At 70.3% G+C, this 17489-nt stretch carries 23 protein-coding genes and 2 pseudogenes; 13 read left to right on the top strand and 12 right to left on the bottom strand.

Annotated elements, in window-relative coordinates; genetic code table 11:
• Positions 1-286 precede the first annotated feature (286 nt).
• Together ACFWRO_RS35380 and ACFWRO_RS35375 are read left to right on the top strand one after the other, a co-directional pair.
• Entirely contained in the window at positions 287-1831 is a 1545-nt protein-coding gene (locus ACFWRO_RS35380; protein WP_384518251.1) for an FAD-dependent oxidoreductase, read from the top strand.
• A gap of 105 nt (positions 1832-1936) precedes the next feature.
• Positions 1937-2635 carry a TetR/AcrR family transcriptional regulator gene (locus tag ACFWRO_RS35375; RefSeq protein WP_384518248.1) on the top strand — a complete coding sequence of 233 codons (699 nt, stop codon included), beginning with the start codon at positions 1937-1939 and terminating at the stop codon, positions 2633-2635.
• 269 nt (positions 2636-2904) lie between these two features.
• On the opposite strand, the gene ACFWRO_RS35370 is transcribed toward ACFWRO_RS35375, so the two are convergent.
• The 4 genes from ACFWRO_RS35370 to ACFWRO_RS35355 are packed head-to-tail and all read right to left on the bottom strand — an operon-like array spanning position 2905 to position 4423.
• On the bottom strand, positions 2905-3843 hold the full coding sequence (locus tag ACFWRO_RS35370; protein ID WP_384518245.1) for an SDR family NAD(P)-dependent oxidoreductase: 939 nt from the start codon (positions 3841-3843) through the stop codon (positions 2905-2907).
• Between the two features lie 56 nt (positions 3844-3899).
• Positions 3900-4046, bottom strand: a complete 147-nt coding sequence (locus tag ACFWRO_RS35365) for a hypothetical protein (protein WP_384518274.1) — start codon at positions 4044-4046, stop codon at positions 3900-3902.
• Positions 3977-4228, bottom strand: coding sequence for a nuclear transport factor 2 family protein (locus ACFWRO_RS35360; RefSeq protein WP_384518243.1), 252 nt, complete (start codon positions 4226-4228; stop codon positions 3977-3979). The genes ACFWRO_RS35365 and ACFWRO_RS35360 overlap by 70 nt, the downstream gene beginning before the upstream one ends.
• A gap of 51 nt (positions 4229-4279) precedes the next feature.
• Complete coding sequence (locus ACFWRO_RS35355) at positions 4280-4423, bottom strand: hypothetical protein (RefSeq protein ID WP_384518241.1); 144 nt, start codon at positions 4421-4423, stop codon at positions 4280-4282.
• 41 nt (positions 4424-4464) lie between these two features.
• On the opposite strand from ACFWRO_RS35355, the gene ACFWRO_RS35350 reads away from it, so the two are divergent.
• Positions 4465-5055 carry a TetR/AcrR family transcriptional regulator gene (locus tag ACFWRO_RS35350; protein WP_384518238.1) on the top strand — a complete coding sequence of 197 codons (591 nt, stop codon included), beginning with the start codon at positions 4465-4467 and terminating at the stop codon, positions 5053-5055.
• A gap of 14 nt (positions 5056-5069) precedes the next feature.
• On the opposite strand, the gene ACFWRO_RS35345 is transcribed toward ACFWRO_RS35350, so the two are convergent.
• The gene (locus ACFWRO_RS35345; protein WP_384518234.1) at positions 5070-5234 is read right to left on the bottom strand and encodes a hypothetical protein; all 165 of its coding nucleotides are present in this window, start codon (positions 5232-5234) and stop codon (positions 5070-5072) included.
• A 180-nt stretch (positions 5235-5414) separates the two neighbouring features.
• Between ACFWRO_RS35345 and ACFWRO_RS35340 the strand changes: the two genes are divergently transcribed.
• Positions 5415-5894, top strand: coding sequence for a GNAT family N-acetyltransferase (locus ACFWRO_RS35340; RefSeq protein WP_384518231.1), 480 nt, complete (start codon positions 5415-5417; stop codon positions 5892-5894).
• A 452-nt stretch (positions 5895-6346) separates the two neighbouring features.
• Here the strand turns inward: ACFWRO_RS35340 and ACFWRO_RS35335 are convergent, their stop codons facing one another.
• Entirely contained in the window at positions 6347-6535 is a 189-nt protein-coding gene (locus ACFWRO_RS35335; RefSeq protein WP_384518228.1) for a hypothetical protein, read from the bottom strand.
• Between the two features lie 248 nt (positions 6536-6783).
• Between ACFWRO_RS35335 and ACFWRO_RS35330 the strand changes: the two genes are divergently transcribed.
• Positions 6784-6948, top strand: a complete 165-nt coding sequence (locus ACFWRO_RS35330) for a hypothetical protein (RefSeq protein ID WP_384518225.1) — start codon at positions 6784-6786, stop codon at positions 6946-6948.
• 462 nt (positions 6949-7410) lie between these two features.
• Positions 7411-7635 (top strand): hypothetical protein, encoded by a 225-nt coding sequence (locus ACFWRO_RS35325; RefSeq protein ID WP_384518222.1) that lies wholly within the window; start codon positions 7411-7413, stop codon positions 7633-7635.
• Positions 7636-7997: 362 nt separating this feature from the next.
• Here the strand turns inward: ACFWRO_RS35325 and ACFWRO_RS35320 are convergent.
• From ACFWRO_RS35320 to ACFWRO_RS35310, 3 genes and pseudogenes are all read right to left on the bottom strand, one after another.
• Positions 7998-8090, bottom strand: a pseudogene (locus ACFWRO_RS35320) (peptidoglycan-binding protein); the annotation flags it as partial.
• A complete protein-coding gene (locus tag ACFWRO_RS35315) occupies positions 8054-8455 on the bottom strand; it encodes a peptidoglycan-binding protein (RefSeq protein ID WP_384518220.1) in 402 nt (133 codons plus the stop codon). The pseudogene ACFWRO_RS35320 and the gene ACFWRO_RS35315, both read right to left, overlap by 37 nt.
• A gap of 371 nt (positions 8456-8826) precedes the next feature.
• Positions 8827-9243: pseudogene (locus ACFWRO_RS35310) on the bottom strand (transposase); the annotation flags it as partial.
• Positions 9244-9408: 165 nt separating this feature from the next.
• Here ACFWRO_RS35310 and ACFWRO_RS35305 point away from each other — a divergent pair.
• Positions 9409-9813: an mRNA interferase PemK gene (locus ACFWRO_RS35305; RefSeq protein WP_023547126.1), complete on the top strand. Its 405-nt coding sequence runs from the start codon at positions 9409-9411 to the stop codon at positions 9811-9813.
• Between the two features lie 145 nt (positions 9814-9958).
• Here the strand turns inward: ACFWRO_RS35305 and ACFWRO_RS35300 are convergent, their stop codons facing one another.
• Both ACFWRO_RS35300 and ACFWRO_RS35295 read right to left on the bottom strand, forming a co-directional pair.
• Positions 9959-10501 (bottom strand): GNAT family N-acetyltransferase, encoded by a 543-nt coding sequence (locus tag ACFWRO_RS35300; protein ID WP_384518217.1) that lies wholly within the window; start codon positions 10499-10501, stop codon positions 9959-9961.
• On the bottom strand, positions 10486-11745 hold the full coding sequence (locus ACFWRO_RS35295) for a helix-turn-helix domain-containing protein (RefSeq protein ID WP_384518214.1): 1260 nt from the start codon (positions 11743-11745) through the stop codon (positions 10486-10488). Before ACFWRO_RS35295 ends, ACFWRO_RS35300 begins: the two co-directional genes overlap by 16 nt.
• Positions 11746-11927: 182 nt before the next feature.
• Here ACFWRO_RS35295 and ACFWRO_RS35290 point away from each other — a divergent pair, with 182 nt between their 5' ends.
• The 3 genes from ACFWRO_RS35290 (at position 11928) to ggt (ending at position 14620) form a co-directional block, all read left to right on the top strand.
• Positions 11928-12344 carry an ATP-binding protein gene (locus tag ACFWRO_RS35290; RefSeq protein WP_384518212.1) on the top strand — a complete coding sequence of 139 codons (417 nt, stop codon included), beginning with the start codon at positions 11928-11930 and terminating at the stop codon, positions 12342-12344.
• Complete coding sequence (locus tag ACFWRO_RS35285) at positions 12341-12532, top strand: hypothetical protein (protein WP_384518209.1); 192 nt, start codon at positions 12341-12343, stop codon at positions 12530-12532. The genes ACFWRO_RS35290 and ACFWRO_RS35285 overlap by 4 nt, the downstream gene beginning before the upstream one ends.
• Before the next feature lie 291 nt (positions 12533-12823).
• Positions 12824-14620 (top strand): gamma-glutamyltransferase, encoded by a 1797-nt coding sequence (ggt, locus tag ACFWRO_RS35280; RefSeq protein WP_384518206.1) that lies wholly within the window; start codon positions 12824-12826, stop codon positions 14618-14620.
• 29 nt (positions 14621-14649) lie between these two features.
• Here the strand turns inward: ggt and map are convergent, their stop codons facing one another.
• Entirely contained in the window at positions 14650-15417 is a 768-nt protein-coding gene (map, locus tag ACFWRO_RS35275; protein WP_384518203.1) for a type I methionyl aminopeptidase, read from the bottom strand.
• A 46-nt stretch (positions 15418-15463) separates the two neighbouring features.
• On the opposite strand from map, the gene ACFWRO_RS35270 reads away from it, so the two are divergent.
• From ACFWRO_RS35270 to ACFWRO_RS35260, 3 genes are all read left to right on the top strand, one after another.
• On the top strand, positions 15464-15715 hold the full coding sequence (locus ACFWRO_RS35270) for a helix-turn-helix domain-containing protein (RefSeq protein WP_384518200.1): 252 nt from the start codon (positions 15464-15466) through the stop codon (positions 15713-15715).
• A 34-nt stretch (positions 15716-15749) separates the two neighbouring features.
• Positions 15750-16130: a PPOX class F420-dependent oxidoreductase gene (locus tag ACFWRO_RS35265; RefSeq protein ID WP_384518197.1), complete on the top strand. Its 381-nt coding sequence runs from the start codon at positions 15750-15752 to the stop codon at positions 16128-16130.
• Between the two features lie 120 nt (positions 16131-16250).
• On the top strand, positions 16251-17489 hold a 1239-nt coding region (locus tag ACFWRO_RS35260; RefSeq protein ID WP_384518194.1), incomplete at its 3' end, for a UL36 very large tegument protein.

Genomic DNA, 17489 nt, shown 5'->3' with positions numbered 1-17489 from the left:
GTTCTGCTGTAGTGGGCACCCGGTGGCCTTGGACCGCACCACCGGGTGGATCGCGGCCGCGACCAGATCCACCAGATGTTCGCCGGCGCCCGCCTCGGGCCCGGGGAAGTCCAGGTACTGCGGGGAGGCCCCCGCCTGTGTGACCACTGCCGCCTTCATCGCCGCCTCCGCTGTCACGGCATCGAGCGCCGCTTTCGACGACGGGCCGGATACCCGTCCCCTATTTATGGCTACACTGTAGCCATAAATAGAGAAGGAATCCATCCGAAACAGACATATGGGAGTGATGATGGTCGACGGACAGCTCAACGGCGCGCCGATGCACGCCGACGTGGTCGTGGTCGGAGCCGGGCCGGTGGGCCTGGCCCTCGCTCTGGACCTCGCCCGCCGCGGCATCAGCGCACGCGTTTTGGAGCGCGGCCGGGGAACCTTCGAAGGGTCGCGGGCCAAGGGCGTGCAGCCCCGCACCCTGGAGGTGTTCGACGACCTCGGGATCGCCGCCAACGCCAGGGCCGCTGGCGGGCCGTACCCGCCGATGGGCCTGCACATCGGGCCCTTCATCAAGACGTGGCAGATGCAGCACCCCGCCCCGGTCGCCGCCGCGACTTCCTATCCCGACATCCTGCTGCTGCCGCAGTACGCCACGACCGCCCTGCTCCACCGCGCTGTGCTGGCCCAGGGCGGCACGGTCGAATTCGGTGTCACCGCCGAGCAAATCGCCCAGGACGAGGACGCTGCCACCGTCACTACCGGCGACGGCCGGCTGCTGCGCGCCCGGTTCGTCGTCGGGGCCGACGGCGGCGGCAGCACGGTCCGCAAGGCCATCGGTGCCGCCTTCAAAGGCAGCACCGACGAGGCCGACCGGATGATCATCGCCGACGCCCGCGTCGACGGCCTCGCCCCCGACCGTTGGCACGTCTGGCCCCGCACCGGCAGTCGCACCGTCGCCGCCTGCCCCCTGCCCGGGAGCGACCTGTTCCAACTCATGATCACCATCCGGCCCGACGACCCCGCCGACCTCACCGAGGAAGCCCTGGCCGCCCTGCTCAAGCGCCGGGCCGGGCGCTCACTGCGCCTGCACGGCCTGACCTGGGCCTCCGTGTTCCGGCCCAACATCCGCCTGGCCGACCGCTACCGCAACGGCCGCCTGCTCATCGCCGGTGACGCCGCCCACGTCCACACACCCGCCGGAGCCCAGGGACTCAACACCGGTATCCAGGACGCCTACAACCTCGGCTGGAAGCTCCAGCAGGTCCTCGCCGGAGCCCCCGACAGCCTGCTCGACTCCTACCAGGGTGAACGCCGCCCGGTCGCCGGCAAGGTCCTGGGCCGCTCCACCGAGCTCTACGCCGGACTCAAGCAGCCCCGCGCCCGCGCCCTGACCCGCGGTGACGAGGAACGCCAGCTGGGCCTGTCCTACTTCGGCGGCCCCCTGGCGCCCACCGACGCCGCCTCCACCGCCGCCCTGTGCCCCGGCGACCGCGCCCCCGACGCCCCCCTGCCCGACGGCGGCCGCGTCTTCGACCTCTACCGCGGCCCCCACTTCACCGCCCTCGCCTTCGGCACCCGCGCCGGTGAGGCGCTCGCCTCCCTCCAGTGGCCCGCCGCCGGCGCCCCCCTGCACCGCCACACCCTCCTTACCGCCGCCACCGCGAGCACCCCCGACGAGGCGAGCCTCCTGACCGCCTACGGCATCACCGACGACACGCTCATCCTGGTCCGCCCCGACGGCTACATCGCCCACATCCACCGGCCCGGCACCCCCACGCCCCCCGGGGTCGGCCTCACCGAAACCCTCCGCCGGCTCACCCCCGCCCCGCCGGCGGCCTGACTGCGGGGCCGCGGGCGGCAAGATCGCGTCCCCGGCGGCCGCGCGCCCGCTACCGTGAACCGCAACCCACCTCGCGAACCAGGCCCCGCGTACAAAGGACACCGCATGACCAGCACCCCCGCCCCCGGAAGCCCGGCCTGGTGGGTCCGGCGCACGGCACCGACGGCCGCCCCCCGCCGGGGCCGCGGCCGGCCCTCCCTCGACACCGACCACATGGTCGCCACCGCCCTGCGCCTGATCGACGAGCACGGCGTCCAGGCGTTCTCCCTGCGCACCCTCGCCGACGCCCTCGGCTCCAGTACTGCCACCCTCTACCGGCACTTCGCCAACAAGGACGAAATCCTCGCCCTGACCGTCGACCTCGCCCTCGGCGAAGCCGACACCATCCCTCCAGCCGCTCCAGCCAGCTGGAGGGACGTACTGAGCACCATGGGGCACCAGCTGCGCGCTGTCCTCACCCGGCACCTCAGCCTCCTTCCCACCCTCATGGACCACGTCCCCGTCGGCCCCAACGCCCTCGCCCAGCGTGAACGCGTCCTCGCCGCCCTGCTCCGCCACGGCCTGCCGCCCGCTCTGGCGGCCCGCGCCTTCACCGCCGTCGGCCACTACGTCATCGGCTTCGCCGTTCAGCAGCGCGAAGCCGACGGCCCGCCCCTCGCCGACTACTACGGCAAACTCGACCCCACCACCCACCCCGCCATCGCCGCCACGGCCGAAAGCCTCACTGCAGTCAACCCCGACGACGAGTTCGCCTTCGGTCTCGACCTTCTCCTCGACGGACTTGCACGGCAGGCGGACCGCTGAGCCCGAAAGGCCTTGAGCCCCCTGCGGAGCGTCCGTACGTCCTCGCCGCGTTCCAAGCTGCTCCGCACTGCAAGTCCTCAACAACGGCGACAGCAAGGGGCTCAAGATCCGCTTGAACGGGCACGGACACTCTCACAAACGGTCGTTTGTGAGAGACGGATCTGGCCATGGCCGGCGTTCACCGGTCAGGTGGGCCGGATGGTGGGGTGTTCAAGTTCATCACTGGTGGCAAAAGCTGTGCCGGGTCGGGGTCAGGTGTTGATCGTGGGTCAGGGGTCTGGCGTGATCTCGGTGATGGAGGCGGTCAGCTGCCACAGCTCGCGTGCGAGCTCGGGGTTTCGTGCGGTCGCGGTGCGGCGGGCGGGACCGGCTGGGCCACGGATCTCGAAGGGGCCGGTCGGGCCAAGGTAGTCACCACCGCGGACCGGTCCGGTGGCGGCGAGCAGCTGGGGCTGGATGCCCGCGGCCACCGGCTGGGAGAGGTACCGGTCGGGTATCACGAGCATGCGGGCGCCCCAGGTGTTTCTGCGGGCGAGGGCATTGTTGAGCAGCTCCGAGGCTGTCAGTCCTGGATGGGCGGCGAGCGAGAGTACTGAGTCCCCGGTGCCCCGCAGTCGCCGGTCGAGTTCGGCGGCGAACAGCAGGTTCGCGAGTTTGGAGGCTCCGTAGGCGCGTGTCGGTGAGTAGCGGCGGCGCTCCCAGTGCAGGTCGGTGAGGTCGAGGCCGCCGGTGCGGTGCCCGAGGCTCGACGTCGTGACCACCCGCGCGGGCCGCTCTGGCTGCCCGGCCCCGCGCAGCGCCGGCATGAGCAGCCAGGTCAGTGCGGCCGGGCCGAAGTGGTTGGTGCCCATCTGCATTTCGAACCCGTCACGGGTCTGCTCGTGCGGTCCCAGTGACACGGCGGCGTTGTTGATCAGTACGTCGACCCGGTCGCCGGTGCGTTCCCGGATGTCCGTGGCGGCGGTGTGCACCGAGGCGAGGTCGGCCAGGTCGAGCAGCACGAGTTCGGCCGAGCCCGGCCCGTCGATGCCCGCCCGCACCTGCTCGACGGCCGCCGCTCCACGCCTGGCGTCACGAGCGGTCATCAGGACCTGGGCGCCGGCCCCCGCCAGCACAGGGGCGAGGGCACGGCCGAGGCCGGAGGTGGTCCCGGTGACGACGATGGTGCGGCCGGCGAGGTCGGGAACGGCGTGGGGTGGTGGTGCCATGGCCAGGTGTCTCCAGTTCGAGAGTCTCGTCAGGGCGTTTCGGCGGACGGCCTGCTTCAGGCCGGCGTGGCGGCGTTCTGGGGTCTCAGGGCCGTCTGGAAGATGCCGAAGTTGCCGGTCATCCAGAGGGTGGTCAGCTTGAGCCGGGCGATCCGCCGGCCGTGCGGGGTCCGCTCGAAGTGGTTCGTGCAGTACCCGTACACCGTTTGGTCGCTGTCACCGGTGCTGTTGGGAGGTGGTGACTGGCTCGGACGTAGGCGACACAGGTGGCCTGGTTCTCGCCGTCGAAGCTGATGCGGAGATTGGTGATCATGTGTTGGGTCGCCCGGAAGGACTCCATCCTCGGCGCGGTGCCCCGCGCCCAGTCGTCGGCGGCAAGGCGCATGACGGGCTGTCCGAAGCCGTCGCTGAGGTCGACTTCGACCTCCTCGGTGAATCAGCTGCGGAACAGCTCCCAGTCGCGGGAGCTGGTGCTCACGGCGTAGCGGATCTGAACATCGCCGATCTCGGCGCGATCGAGCAGGCGGAGCACGCGAGCGTCGCCGCCCTGGGTTTCATCTGACGTTGTCATGTGATCCATGGACTCGCATCTCAGATGACATTGTCAAGTAAGATGGCTGTGTGACACGAGCGGAGACCGCAGCGACCACGCGACGAGCGCTCATCAGTGCCGCGTCCGAGCTGCTTGACGAAGGCGGCCCGGACGCGGTCACCTTGCGCGCGGTGGGCGCGCGGGCCGGGGTCTCCCGCGGCGCGCCCTACGGCCACTTCGAGAACAAGGACCACCTCCTGACTCAGCTTGCCGTCAACGCGTGGAACTCACTGGCAGAGGAGGCGGGGCGGCTTCGCGCGAACCTCGAGGCCCCTGTGCGAGCGCGGCTTGAGGGAGGTCTTCTGGCGCTCATCGCGGTCGCCCGCCGGCAGCCGCACCTGTTCGCGCTGATGTTCGGCACTCCGGCGAACACTCCGGCCGCCGTCGAGGCCGCGGACCGCCTCGCAAGCGAGTTCTTGGCGCTCGTCGCGGATGTGGTCGGCGAGGCCGACGCCCCCCGTTACGGCGCTCTGCTGATGTCCAGTGCTTACGGCATCGCCGGGATGGAACTCAGCGGCCACCTGGCCAAGGAAACGTGGCACGTCAGCGTCGAGCAACTCGTGCACATGCTGGTCGACCCCATCCGGCCCGGTCTCGGCGAGGCCGGTCGATCCGGCTAGACGGCTCGACCTGGCTATACCCCGGCCGCCGCGCCGACCAGCCACTGCATCCCGGGCACGTCGCCGCCCTCGTCCACCAGCTCGGAGTTCCCGTCGTCGCCGGACGCCGCACAACCATCCGCCAACACGTGCTGGGCATGCCCGCGCCGGTCGTCGCCGAGCCCCTTGGCTACCACCACGTCACCACGACCAGGCTCACCGCCCCGGACCTGGTGCGCGAGACGACCAACATCCTGCCCGACCGACCAGCGGGTTACCGCTGAAAACCGGTCCGTATCCCGGCGACCAGAGGTCAGGGGCGTCCCGGGTCGCGGGTCGGGCAATTCACGCGACGAGGTCGTGAAGGGCTGCACTTCCCGGTGGAAAGCTGGGAGTTGAAGCGACTTGCCCCCTGGTTCGTGTTGTCCTGCGTGGTGCTGCCCTGGGCCGTCGAGCAGTACGGCGACGACCTGAAGGCTGCCGTGGCCGAGGACCTTGAAGATCCCGGGACCCGGACCTTCGCGGTCGAGCACGGCGGCCGGGTGGTCGGCGCCATCCAGTGGGGCGCCGAGGACGAGCCGGACTACCGGCATGCCAACATCGACATCTATCTCGACCCCGCGGTGCACGGGCGCGGCCTTGGCACAGACGCCGTCCGCGTCCTGGCACGCCATCTGATCGATGATCACGGATACCACCGACTGGTGATCGACCCGGCCGCCGACAATACCGCCGCCATCCGGTGCTACCGCAAGGTCGGCTTCCGCCCGGTGGGCATCATGCGGCAGTACGAGCGCGGCCCGGACGGCAGCTGGCACGACGGGCTGCTGATGGACCTGTTGGCGGAGGAACTGGAGTAAGTCTCACGTCCGGCTCCACCAAGGCGGCGAGGGCCTCAACGATCCGTGTGTGACGACAGACCTTGAGACCCTGTTGTCCACCACCGCATCCCAGGGACCGCCAGCCGCCAGGCGCGCGAGGTCCGCGGCATCCGTCCGGTCTCCGTGGACTGCCTCCACGCCCGGCAGACCGGGACCGGAGCGACCCCGGGTGAACGTTGTCGCCTCTCACTCACACGCCAGCGCGCCGGCAACTACCTCTTTGCCCAGGAACACAGGTACCACCGTGAACGAGAAGCCTCATGGGCCCGGTCCTGCCCGGTGCGGCGCCCCGGAAGAAAGCGACGGCCGCCCCGAGCCGCGCGGATCGATCGACTCCCACGGCACGAACGCTTCTGTCCGGACACCGTGTCCGCGGTCTTCGTACACGGTGTCCACGCCGAGGCCCTGGCGGAGGTGTCCGCGGCCTCCGCTCAGTGCCAACCGGAGTAGCCGTCGGGGTGCCCTCCGCTACCCTCACCCCGTGTGAGGCCGTACAGGAACAGCCCCAGCACCATCAGCGCGAGCAGCACGGTCCAGAACGTGCCTGGGAAATCTGAGGAACCTGGGCGCCGTGGGGGCACGTCGCCCTGGCTCGCGGTGTCGCTGTCCTCGTCGTTCATCCCGCACCCCCTCGGTCCGTATTCATGGCACTGCGCCACGTAGCCGGCATCAAGGTTCCCGGCGCCGCTAGGCCGGGCGCGAGTCCCCCGCGTACAGGACCTACGAGAGCTGGTGCTACCGCAAGGTCCGCAACCGGCAACCCTTCGCCGACTCCCCCTTGTGTGCCGTGATGCTCCTGGGTCTCCTAGGAACCGACCACGCTTCGAGGCGGGTCAGGGTGGCGTCGGGGCCCCAGGTGTGGGCACGAGTGTCGACGCACCCGGGCACCGGTTCACCGCAGACAGGGCGCCGCGTCATCCGAGCCCCGCGCTGCCGCCGGTCCCAGCACACCTGCGCCACAACGGCCGCCGTCTGCACGGCGGCCGCGATGGCCGGGACAAGCCCGGTCCAGTCCAAGGACGACATCATCTGAGTCGCTCTCCGCATGAAGGTAACGAAGCGCGGGATGCGCCCTCGCCCTCTTGGCTGTCCGGCACCGACCGTTCTCCCACCGCGACCGGAGAACTCTGGAACTGCCCAGAACAGACAGAACCGTGATCAAATTTGAACACCACGTGCGGATAAGCCTGCCTCGCCCCCAGCTCCTGGCGACGACATCCCTGCGACCGCCCGCCGTGATGGGGATTCCTGAATAGGCTCTGACCGGATTTCCGTGAAGCCCCGGTTCGCCCAGCCCCTGGCCACAGCAGATACCCGGTTTGGATCACCGGTGCGCCTATCCGGGTCACGTCCGGATATCCCCCGCGCCAGAGACGCTCGATGGGGGAAAGTCGATTCACGCAAGGTGACCTTGGAATCCAAGAGGAGATCAGCTATGTACGCAGTGATTCGGCGTTACGAAGGAGTGACCGACTCTGCCCAGGCAGGACGCCGAGTGGACGAGGGATTCGTACCTCTCCTCCGCCGAGTCCCCGGCTTCGTGGCCTACTACTGGGTGGACGCCGGAGACGGAGTGATGATCTCCACAAGCGTCTTTGAAGACCGATCCGGAGCCGAAGAGTCGATCGATCGGGCGGCGGACTTCGTAAGGGACAACCTCGCGTCGCTGCTCCCCAACCGTCCTCAGATCACGGCCGGCACGGTCGTGGCTGCTGGATAGCTGCCTGCAAAGTTGGCCGCCGGATCCCAACTACCTCCACTCCGGCGACCCGGCCCTTCACGGAACTCCGGCCAGAGCCGGAATCAGCGAGCCCCATCAGCTCTCGAGGACGTAGATGAACACGGGTTCCCCGGGAACTCCGCGCTCGCGGGATTCACCCAGCCCGCGCTGCTCGGCCTCTCTGGAGGTCAGGTGCACCATCCGCGGCATCCCCCGGTTGGGTACGCCTCTGAGACTAGAGAGACAACCGTGCACGGCGGATACCTATTGAGAGACGACCCTTCGTCGGCCTCTTGCCTTCAGGGCCTTGGCCTGATCATCTGCGGCGCTCGCGATTGAACAAACAGGCTGGATACCGACTGTCAGGGATTCAGAATGGTCCACGTTTGGCCGCCGACGATGCCATCGACCTCAATGCTCATGAGGTTCTGGAACTTCTTGACCGCTGTGTCTGTAGAAGGCCCAACACGCCACTAATGGGCCCCGGGTCGAAGCCCGAATCCCGAACTACCCGCTGAAGGAGAGATACGGCTCCGCCCTGAGAGCCAACGGCAAGCGTGGGCAGCCCCTGCATGTCCTCTCCGGGAAGGGCTTCCCATGTCTCGGGTCCTACGGTGCCATTGGCAGCAAGGCCATTCGCGGCCTGGAAGGCTCTGGCTGCTGTGGCTACCTTGGAGCCAGCGACGAGGTCCCCGTTGTTGTCACCAACGGGTCCAGGATCGAAACCTGCCCTCACCAGTGCTCGCTGAAGCGTCTGAACATGCAACCTGAAGACCACCGGATTGACCGTGCCCTCTTTGAGCGTGGGGAAGATCTGCATACTCTCTCTCCTCCTTCTTCGAGTCGATTCGGGTTGTCAACACGGTGCGGTCACCTGCGTGCCGACCGCCGTTGCACCGAGGTGGGAGCCGCCGGCCCTGACGCCCCGGGCATCGCTGTCTGCTGGCCAAGCCCGGTGGCCTCGATTCCGCACCCAGGTCAGAACCAGTCGAGCAAAAGCGTCGCGCAAACCACCCCAAAAGGCGTGATCGCGAGCCAGCTGACGCGCCGTCGGATAGGCACGCAGGCGATGGCGGTATCACCGGCACCGCGCGTCCCTCCGTCAGGGCCATCACTCGCTTCGGTGCTCAACGAAGTAGGGAGATTCAACGATCGGCCGCGTGGGCAGTCGGCGCGGGCCACCCGCTTGCGGAGGGAACGCGGAACGTACAGTTCCCGGTCTACCGCGGCGTGTCCGCGGCGGCCGGCGTAGACGAGACAGACGGCGACCTGCGCGTTCTCGATCCTGACCGCGGTGCCGGTGTACTGGCGCTTGACACCGACGGTGTCGGTGCCCTTCTTCACGTCGCCGGTCTCGTCGACCACCAGAACCGCCTGGTCGTCCCGCAGATGCTCCACCACGTAGGCCCGCACGTCGTCGCGGACCTGGTCGGCGTCCCACTTGGCCCGCCCGAGCAGGTGCTGCATGCCGTCCGGGGTGCTCTCTCCGGCCCACTCTGCGATGGTCCAGCAGTTCTTGCGCGGCAGGTCCGACAGCAGCCCGAGCACCAACCGCCCGACCCGACGTCGGGGTTCGACCCGTGCGAACCGGCCCGCGATCCGGACCATCAGGCCCTCGAACGCCTCCTGCCAGCGGGCGGGTCTACGCTGTGACCTGCGGCCACCGCATGATCTTCAGTCTTCACACACCGATGATCAACAGTGGCCGCACCCGTCTCCACAGCGCGTCAGGGTCGCGCAGCGTCTGCCTGCCGTCATGTGTCTGGAGGACTTGTGCAACGTGGCGAAGTCTGGTGGGTCCAGTTCGACGAGCGGAGGTTGGTCGTACTGCTGTCGGGAGACGACACGTCCGGGATCCGGGTGATGCAGGTCGTCGCTCCGGCGGGCGTCGACATCAGCGGTCTGGGCATCGAGGTGACGGTCGGCGCCGGTGAAGGACTGCCGTTCGAAGGCGTGCTGCGGCTCGCGTTCCCGCGTCCAGGCTTCACCCCGTGCACGTGGCTGACCACTGTGTCCCGGGACGACCTGATAGAGCGGGCGGCCGTCCTGTCCTCCGTGAAGCTCAGCGAGATTGACGACGCCCTCCGACTCGCTGAACAAGCGCAGGAGCGGACTCCGGCCACGACCGCGAAGCTCAGCGAGATAAGGGATGCCCTCCGTCTCGGTGAACTCGGGTAGACGGAGCAGGAGCCACTGACGCGAATCCTCCGGCCGTCCGGAAGCGTGACGTCTTCGGTGAAATGCGCCTTGACGGGCTGATCAGCCATACAGACCGCCAGGTCATGCAGGCTCGAAAGGGCTCGGAAACCCTAGCGCCAACCCGTCAGGTTCCCAAGGGCAGTTCGGCGAGCATGACGGCGTAGACCGGGGAGTCCGGGAAAGGCTGCCGCTCACCCACCTTGCGAAAGCCCCAGGACTCGTACAGGGCCCGCACCCGGGGGTGCTCCGTGTCGACCAGGAGGACGGCGAGGTCCTCGTCCCGGCTGTCGAGCAGTGCTCGCGTGAGCCGCTCGGCCGCGCCGGTCTTCCGGGCCTTCGTGCGGACGGCCATCTCGGAGAAGGAGAACGTGCGGTCCTTCTCCGGCGCCGGGGCGAGATGCTCACGCCACCACTCGCGGTACGCGGTGGACGGGGCTCCGTACGCGAAGCCCACAGCCTCGTCGCCGTCGTACGCGATCATGCAGGAGAAACCCGGGTTGCCGCCCCAGTGGTCCACGAACCACGGGAAGCGCTGGTTGAACTCGAAGTCCATGGCGTCCGCGTAGGCGTCGGCGTGAATGTCGATGATCGTCTGCCGGATCTGGGCCAGATCGTCATGGGTGTAGTGCCGGACATCCAGCTCGGTGGCGCTCACGCTCGACTCCATTCGGATCGGTATCGGTCTCCCCACTCCTGAGCGACGCTGGCATCTGGCGCCTGCGTGATCAAGTCCCGGTAGAAGTCTCCGAGGAGCGACCGCATTCGTCCGGGGATCGGGTCCCCTGTCATCAGCTCGAACGCGGTCGACGCGTTGGAACACGCCTGATCGATGTCGCCCTGATGCACTTGGGCCAGGGCGAGCCGCGCCGTGGCCAGCGCGCGGTTCCGACGGAATTGCTTGGGGATCGACGCGAGGGCCCGGTGGGAGGCGGCCTCGGCATGGGCGAAGTCTCCGATGCGGTCCCGGACGATGGCAGTGATGGCCGTCAGCTCAGCCGACCCGTAGAAGGCCATCCAGCTCGGTCGGGGATCGGCCAACGTCGCCTTGTCCAGGGCCTCCTGAGCGTGGCCGAGAGAGCGCAGAGCGGCCTGGCGATCTTGGTTCGCGTGGCCGATGGCCGTCCGGGCGTGGGCCAGGGAGGCGAAGAGCGGGTCCCGCTTGGTGATGCTCGTGGCCTGGGCCGCCATCGCAGAGTCCACCGCCTCCGTGTGCTCACCCCGCTGGTGGGCCAGCATCGCGTACGAGTTCCAGACGCGAAGCTCCACGATGGGGTCCTGGCCCATCCCGGCCAGGTACAGGGCCTTACCGAGGAGGGCGTACGCCCGGTCCCCCTTGCGGGCATCCAGGGCGCTCCAGGCCGCCGTGGCGGTGTAGTCGGCGGCCACGGAGAAGAGCCTCTGACGGACGCGCTGCGTGGCCCCCAGCTTCTGCTTCTCCAGGGCTTCGGCGGCGCCGGCGAGCGCGGCCCTCTCCAACCCCTCATGGCCGCCCTTCGTGTCATCCAGGGCCATCAGGGCGTCCAGCCCACTGCGGAGCCGGATGACGTCGGACGTGCCGACCTGCGGACGGGCTCCCAGGAAGGGGGCGACGACTGCGACCGTCGTGCCGCTGGCGCCGGTGAGGAAGTTCCTGCGATCCACAGGGTCCTCCAGGGATGTCGAGGGGCGTCTTCTCACCGGCGGGCTGAAACCCAACTCCTCGGCGGTGCAGTCGAATACTGCCTCTAACGCCGCCCGCTGGCGGGGGTGGGGCCACTTGGATTTTCCGGTCAGCCAGTTGCGCACGGTGCGGTCGCCGACCGTGCCCTCGTACCCGTTGTCGATCAGGTGGGTGTTCACCGCGTCGGCCAACTCGTGCTGCTTGAAGCCGCGCTCTTGCATGGCGCTGTCGAGGCGCTCGTTCCCCTCCACGTACCCACGGTAGTGAATCGTTCCCCATCCGTGAGCGCGGATCGCGCAGAATTTCCGGTCGGGCAGGAGCCACACTCGCGGGATCTTTCCTCCTGCCGCCGCCGGGACGGTCGTTCACTGAGTCAAGACCGTAGTCGTCCGCGGGTGACCGCGAGCGACTCACCCACCCCACCGAGGTCCTGATGACTGTGATTGCCACGTCTCGCCCCACGGGGCATCCCGCGTACTCCCAGACCCTCCCCCGCGCGCCTCAGAGCGCTGCTGTCGCCCGCAAACTGGTCCGTACGGCACTGACCCTCTGGGGTCTGGGGTCGCTGATCGACGACACCACCCTCGTGGTCACCGAGTTGGTCTCCAACGCGGTCGACCACAGCCGACTCCCGTCGATCCGGGTGATCGTCTCCCGGCCCTCCACCAACGGGGTCCGCGTAGGCGTGGTCGACCGCTCCAAGGTCATCCCCATGATGACGTTGGACTCCAACGGTGACCAGCTCCGGGGGCGGGGGCTGGTTCTGGTCGACGCGCTCACGGAGCAGTGGGGCACCGAGCTGTACCTGTGGGGCAAGCAGGTCTGGGCTGAGCTGGAGGAGGCGGCATGAAGGACGGGAAGCCCTGGGTGGGTGATCAAGTGCGCGACGAGGCCACCAACAGGAAGGCCATCGTGACCGACGTCCGGGCGGGCTCGTTCTATGTGCTGCGCCCCATCGCGGGCGGGGGCGCCTTCTGGGAGGTCGAGGACCCCAAGAGGCTCACGGTCATCGAGCCGGCCGGAGGCGGCGGGCCTTGATATAGACCCCTCGCGGGGGTGAGTTTCCTGACGCAGGGCTCCCCAAAAAATGCCTCCGCGAGGTGAAGAGCCCCGGTCGTCCACCCCCGACGGCCGGGGCTTCCTTCGATGCCCAGGCACTCAAGGAGTATTTGTGGAGAGCAGCGCGTTCCTTCGCCATTCTCCGGTTCCGCCGCCGCCACCGTGCACGCCGGCAGCAACGTCGGCCTGCGTACCACTGTTCGAGGCGGTCCTGACGCGGGGGCGGGCTGGAAGTTACGCTGCGCGGACGGTTGTTGACTGGAGGTACGGATGCGTCGTTCCGCCGCTCGGAAGGTCTCTCTGCTCGCCGTCGCCGTGACGGTGCTCTCGGTGGGCGCGGCGGCGCCACCCACCGGCGCGAAACCGCCCGTGAAGGAACCGGTCGCCGTCGGCTACGGCGGCGCCGTCGCGAGCGTCGACGCCGACGCCTCCGCCGCGGGCATCGAGGTGCTCCGCAAGGGCGGCAACGCCGTCGACGCGGCGGTCGCCGTGGCCGCCGCCCTCGGCGTCACCGAGCCCTACTCGGCGGGCATCGGCGGAGGCGGCTACTTCGTCCACTACGACGCCAGGACCCGTACCGTCCGCACGATCGACGGCCGCGAGACCGCGCCCGCCTCCGCGGACGCGAACCTCTTCGTGGAGAACGGTGCGCCCATCCCGTTCGAGGAGGGCATGACCAGCGGCCGCGGTGTCGGCACCCCCGGCACCCCGGCGACCTGGAAGGCCGCGCTCGACACCTGGGGCAGCAAGTCACTGCGCACGCTCCTCGAACCCGCCGAGCGCCTGGCCCGGGACGGCTTCACCGTCGACGCGACCTTCCGCGCCCAGACGGCCTCCAACGAGGCGCGCTTCCGGGACTTCCCGGCTTCCTCGGAGCTGTTCCTGCCGGGTGGCCAACTGCCCGTGGTGGGCTCGACGTTCAAGAATCCGGACCTGGCTCGTACGTATGACAAGCTTGGCCGGGAGGGCGTCGGGGCGCTGTACCGGGGGCCGTTGGCGCGGGACATCGTCGACACGGTCCGTAAGCCTCCGGTACGGGACGGGGCCACTCGGGTCGTCCGCTCGGGCGATCTGACGGAGCGCGACCTCGCCACGTACGAGACGGAACGGCGCAAGCCCACGAAGATGTCCTACCGGGGCCTCGACGTGTACGGCATGGCGCCTTCCTCCTCGGGCGGTACGAGCGTCGGCGAGGCGCTCAACATCCTGGAGCGCACGGACCTGTCCTCCGCCTCGCGCGCCGCCTATCTGCACCGCTTCATCGAGGCCAGCCGGATCGCGTTCGCCGACCGGGGCCGCTGGGTCGGTGACCCGGCGTTCGAGGACGTGCCGACGCGGGAGCTGCTCTCGCAGCGGTTCGCCGACTCCCGCGCGTGCCTGATCCGTGACGACGCGGTGCTGACCAGCCCGCTCGCGCCGGGCGACCCGCGTGACCCGAAGGCCTGCGCGAGCGGCGGGACGGCCGCGCCGACGACGTACGAGGGCGAGAACACCACGCACCTCACGGTCGCCGACAAGTGGGGCAACGTCGTCTCGTACACGCTGACCATCGAGTCGACGGGCGGCAGCGGGATCACCGTTCCGGGCCGCGGCTTCCTGCTGAACAACGAGCTGACGGACTTCTCCTTCGCCCCGGCGAACCCGGCCGTCCACGACCCGAACCTCCCCGGCCCCGGGAAGCGGCCGCGCTCCTCGATGTCCCCCACGATCGTGCTCGACCGGCACGACCGCCCGGTCCTCGCGCTCGGCTCGCCGGGCGGGGCGACCATCATCACCACCGTGCTCCAGACGCTCACCGGCGTCGTGGACCGCGACCTGCCGCTCGTCGACGCCATCGCCGCGCCCCGCGCGAGCCAGCGCAACCAGACGACGACGGAGCTCGAACCGGGCCTGTGGAACAGCCCGTTGAAGGCAGAGCTGGAGTCGATCGGCCACGGCTTCCGGCAGAACCCGGAGATCGGCGCGGCGACCGGCGTCCAGCGCCTGCCGGACGGCCGCTGGGTCGCCGCCGCCGAGACCGTGCGGCGTGGGGGCGGGTCGGCGATGGTGGTGCGGCCGGTGGGGTAGCCGATGTAGGTGCGTACGGCCGGTGGGCGCTACAGCGCCGTCAGGATCCTGGGGCCGTCGTCCGTGATCGCCACCGTGTGCTCCGCGTGCGCGGCGCGCGAGCCGTCGACCGTACGCATCGTCCACCCGTCCCGCGCGGTGTAGTAGTCGTCCCCGCCCCCGGCGATGACCATCGGCTCGATCGCGAGCACCATGCCGTGGCGCAGCGGCATGCCCCGGCCCGGCCGTCCCTCGTTGGGGACGCCCGGGTCCTCGTGCATCCGGCGCCCGATGCCGTGTCCGCCGAACCCGTCCGGGATGCCGTAGCCGGCGCTCCGGCAGGCCCGGCCGATCGCGTGCGCGATGTCCCCGATCCGGTTGCCGACGACGGCCGCGCCGATGCCCGTCTCCAGGGCGGCGTTCGCCGTGTCGATCAGCCGTGTGTCCTCCGGGCGCGCCCGGCCCACCGTGAAGCTGACGGCGGAGTCGCCGGCCCAGCCGCCCAGGAGTGCCCCGCAGTCGACGGAGACCAGGTCCCCGTCGGCCAGGCGGCGGTCGTCCGGGATGCCGTGCACGATCGCGTCGTTGACCGAGACGCACACGACGGCGGGGAACGGTACGGGCGCCCACTCGGGGCGGTAGCCGAGGAACGGCGATCCGGCCCCGGCCGCCGTGAGGACCTCGCGGGCCGCCCGGTCCAGCTCCTGGCCCGTGACGCCGGGCGCCGCCTTCTTCCGTACGGCCGCCAGCGCTTCGGCGACCACCCGTCCCGCGACGCGCATGGCACGCAGGTTCTCGTCCGTCTTGATCTCCACCATGCCAATTACTATACCGCAATTACTATACCGGTATTAGTATGGCGGCATGGTGCGCACACCCCTGACCCCAGAAGAGCGCGAGCGCGGCGAGCGGCTCGGCCGCCTGCTCCGCGAGGCGCGCGGCGGCCGCTCGATGGTCGAGATCGCGGCGACGGCCGGGCTCTCCGCCGAGACCCTCCGCAAGATCGAGACCGGGCGGGCTCCGACCCCCGCCTTCTTCACCGTCGCGGCGCTCGCGGCCGCGCTCGGCCTGTCGATGGACGAACTCGTGGTGCGGTGCGCGCTGGTCCCCGTCTGACAGTCGGCGGCCGCCCCTGCGTACCCTCGACCGCATGATTCCCGAGGAGCTGCGGCGCGGCCGCTACGTCAGCCTGACCACCTTCCGCAAGAACGGCACCGGTGTCCCCACCGCGGTCTGGTACGCCGTGGACGGCGACGAGCTGTACGCCTGGACCCGTACCGACTCCTGGAAGGTCAAGCGGCTCCGGAACGACCCGCGCACGGTGGTCGCGGTCTGCGACGTGCGCGGGAACGTGACGGAGGGTGCTGTCCGTCTGGAGGGTGCAGGGCGGCTCCTGGAGGGTGAGGAGCTGCGGCGGGTGCGCAAGCTGCTCGCGCGCAAGTACACCTGGCAGTACTGGCTCGTCGACTGGCCGGCCACCATCGCCCGCCTGGGGAAGCGGCCGCACACGGGGATCGCGGTCAGCTTCTGACCCGTTCGCCGCGAGCCGGACGCCGGGCGAAAACAGCCTGTAGTCGTCCCGTAACACGACTGGGGTCGAATACCCGTGGACCGGAAGGTTCCAGTCGAGTGCACGGGCGGTGCGGGCGATATGACGGTGTATCAACTCCCGGTGGAGATCGGCGCGTTCGCGCGCTGGCTGGGCGGCTTGGCGGGGAGCCTGGTGCCGGGCGAGGGCTGGTACGGGGTCTTCGCCGGCCGTGACCCCGAGGGCCTGCGGGCCTGCTTCGGCGGTACGGAGATCCCGCCCTGGGACGTCGTCGAGTCACTGCTCCAGGACCTGGGCGAATCGCCCCTCGGCGCCGAGGCGGCCCGGGCCAGGGCCCTGCACGGAGCGGCGGCCGCCGCCCACGACCGGCGACCGGGCGGGGCGGAGGCGCTGCGGGAGCGGCTGGCGGCGATGGACCACGAGCGCCGGCACGCCGAGACCCGCACCCACGAGCTCACCGCCCACCTCCGCGACGCCCCGCACGCTCCGGACCGTGACCGGATCGCCGACGCGCTGGCCTGGGCCGGGGACGACCATACTCGGGCGACGTCCCGTATCGCGGAACTGGCGGCGCGGCTCGTGGCGCTCGGCCCCGACCTGGAACCCACCCCTGCCCCCGCTTCCGCCCCCGCCGCCCGGCGCAAGCCGCGCGGCGCCCGGTACGCCTGGTTCGACGGCGTCGAGGAGGCGCAGGGCCCCGCGCCCGAGCCCAGCCCCGAGGCAGTCGAGCTGCCGGTGGCCGGGGCCGCGCCCCGGGGCGCCCGGTTCGGCGGGGTCGACGCGGAGTCCGGTTCTGCTGCCGCCCGTACGACCCCGGAGGCGACCGGTGCGACCGAGGCGGACGCCGTCCGCGCCGCCGGCAACGCGGTGTACGCCCTCCGGCGGCTGCGCGCCCAGGGCCGCAGCGGCGAGGCGCACGTGCTGCTCTGCGAGGCCGTCGCCGGGCCGCCCGGCTGGCTTCCGGCGCTCGCGGCGGAGCTGCACCGCGTCGGCCTCGGCGCCGACTGGTCCACCCTCCTCTGGGAGGCCGCCTCGCTCCCGCCAGGACGCCTCGCCGCCGTCGCCGGGGCGCTCGCCGACGCGGGCCGGGCGGAGGACTGCGAGCAGCTGCTGCGGCAGGGGGTGGCCCGCCCGGTCGGCGAACTCGCCGGGGCGTGCGCCGCGCTGCGCGCCGAGGGCCACCACCGCGAGGCCCTGGCGCTGCTCACGGCCTTCGTGCGGGTCCGTACCCCCGAGGACGCCGCGCGGGTGGCCGCCGGCGACCCGCGCGGCCACGTCCCCCCCCACCCGGGAGCGGCCCGCGCGCTGTGCCCGGCCCCCGAGCGCGACCAGGGCCCCGCC

Origin of the sequence: Streptomyces sp. NPDC058579 (assembly GCF_042718575.1) — a bacterium.
Classification (GTDB): domain Bacteria; phylum Actinomycetota; class Actinomycetes; order Streptomycetales; family Streptomycetaceae; genus Streptomyces.
Note: the sequence above shows the minus strand (reverse complement) of the source record. Positions and strands in the feature narration are given on the sequence as shown.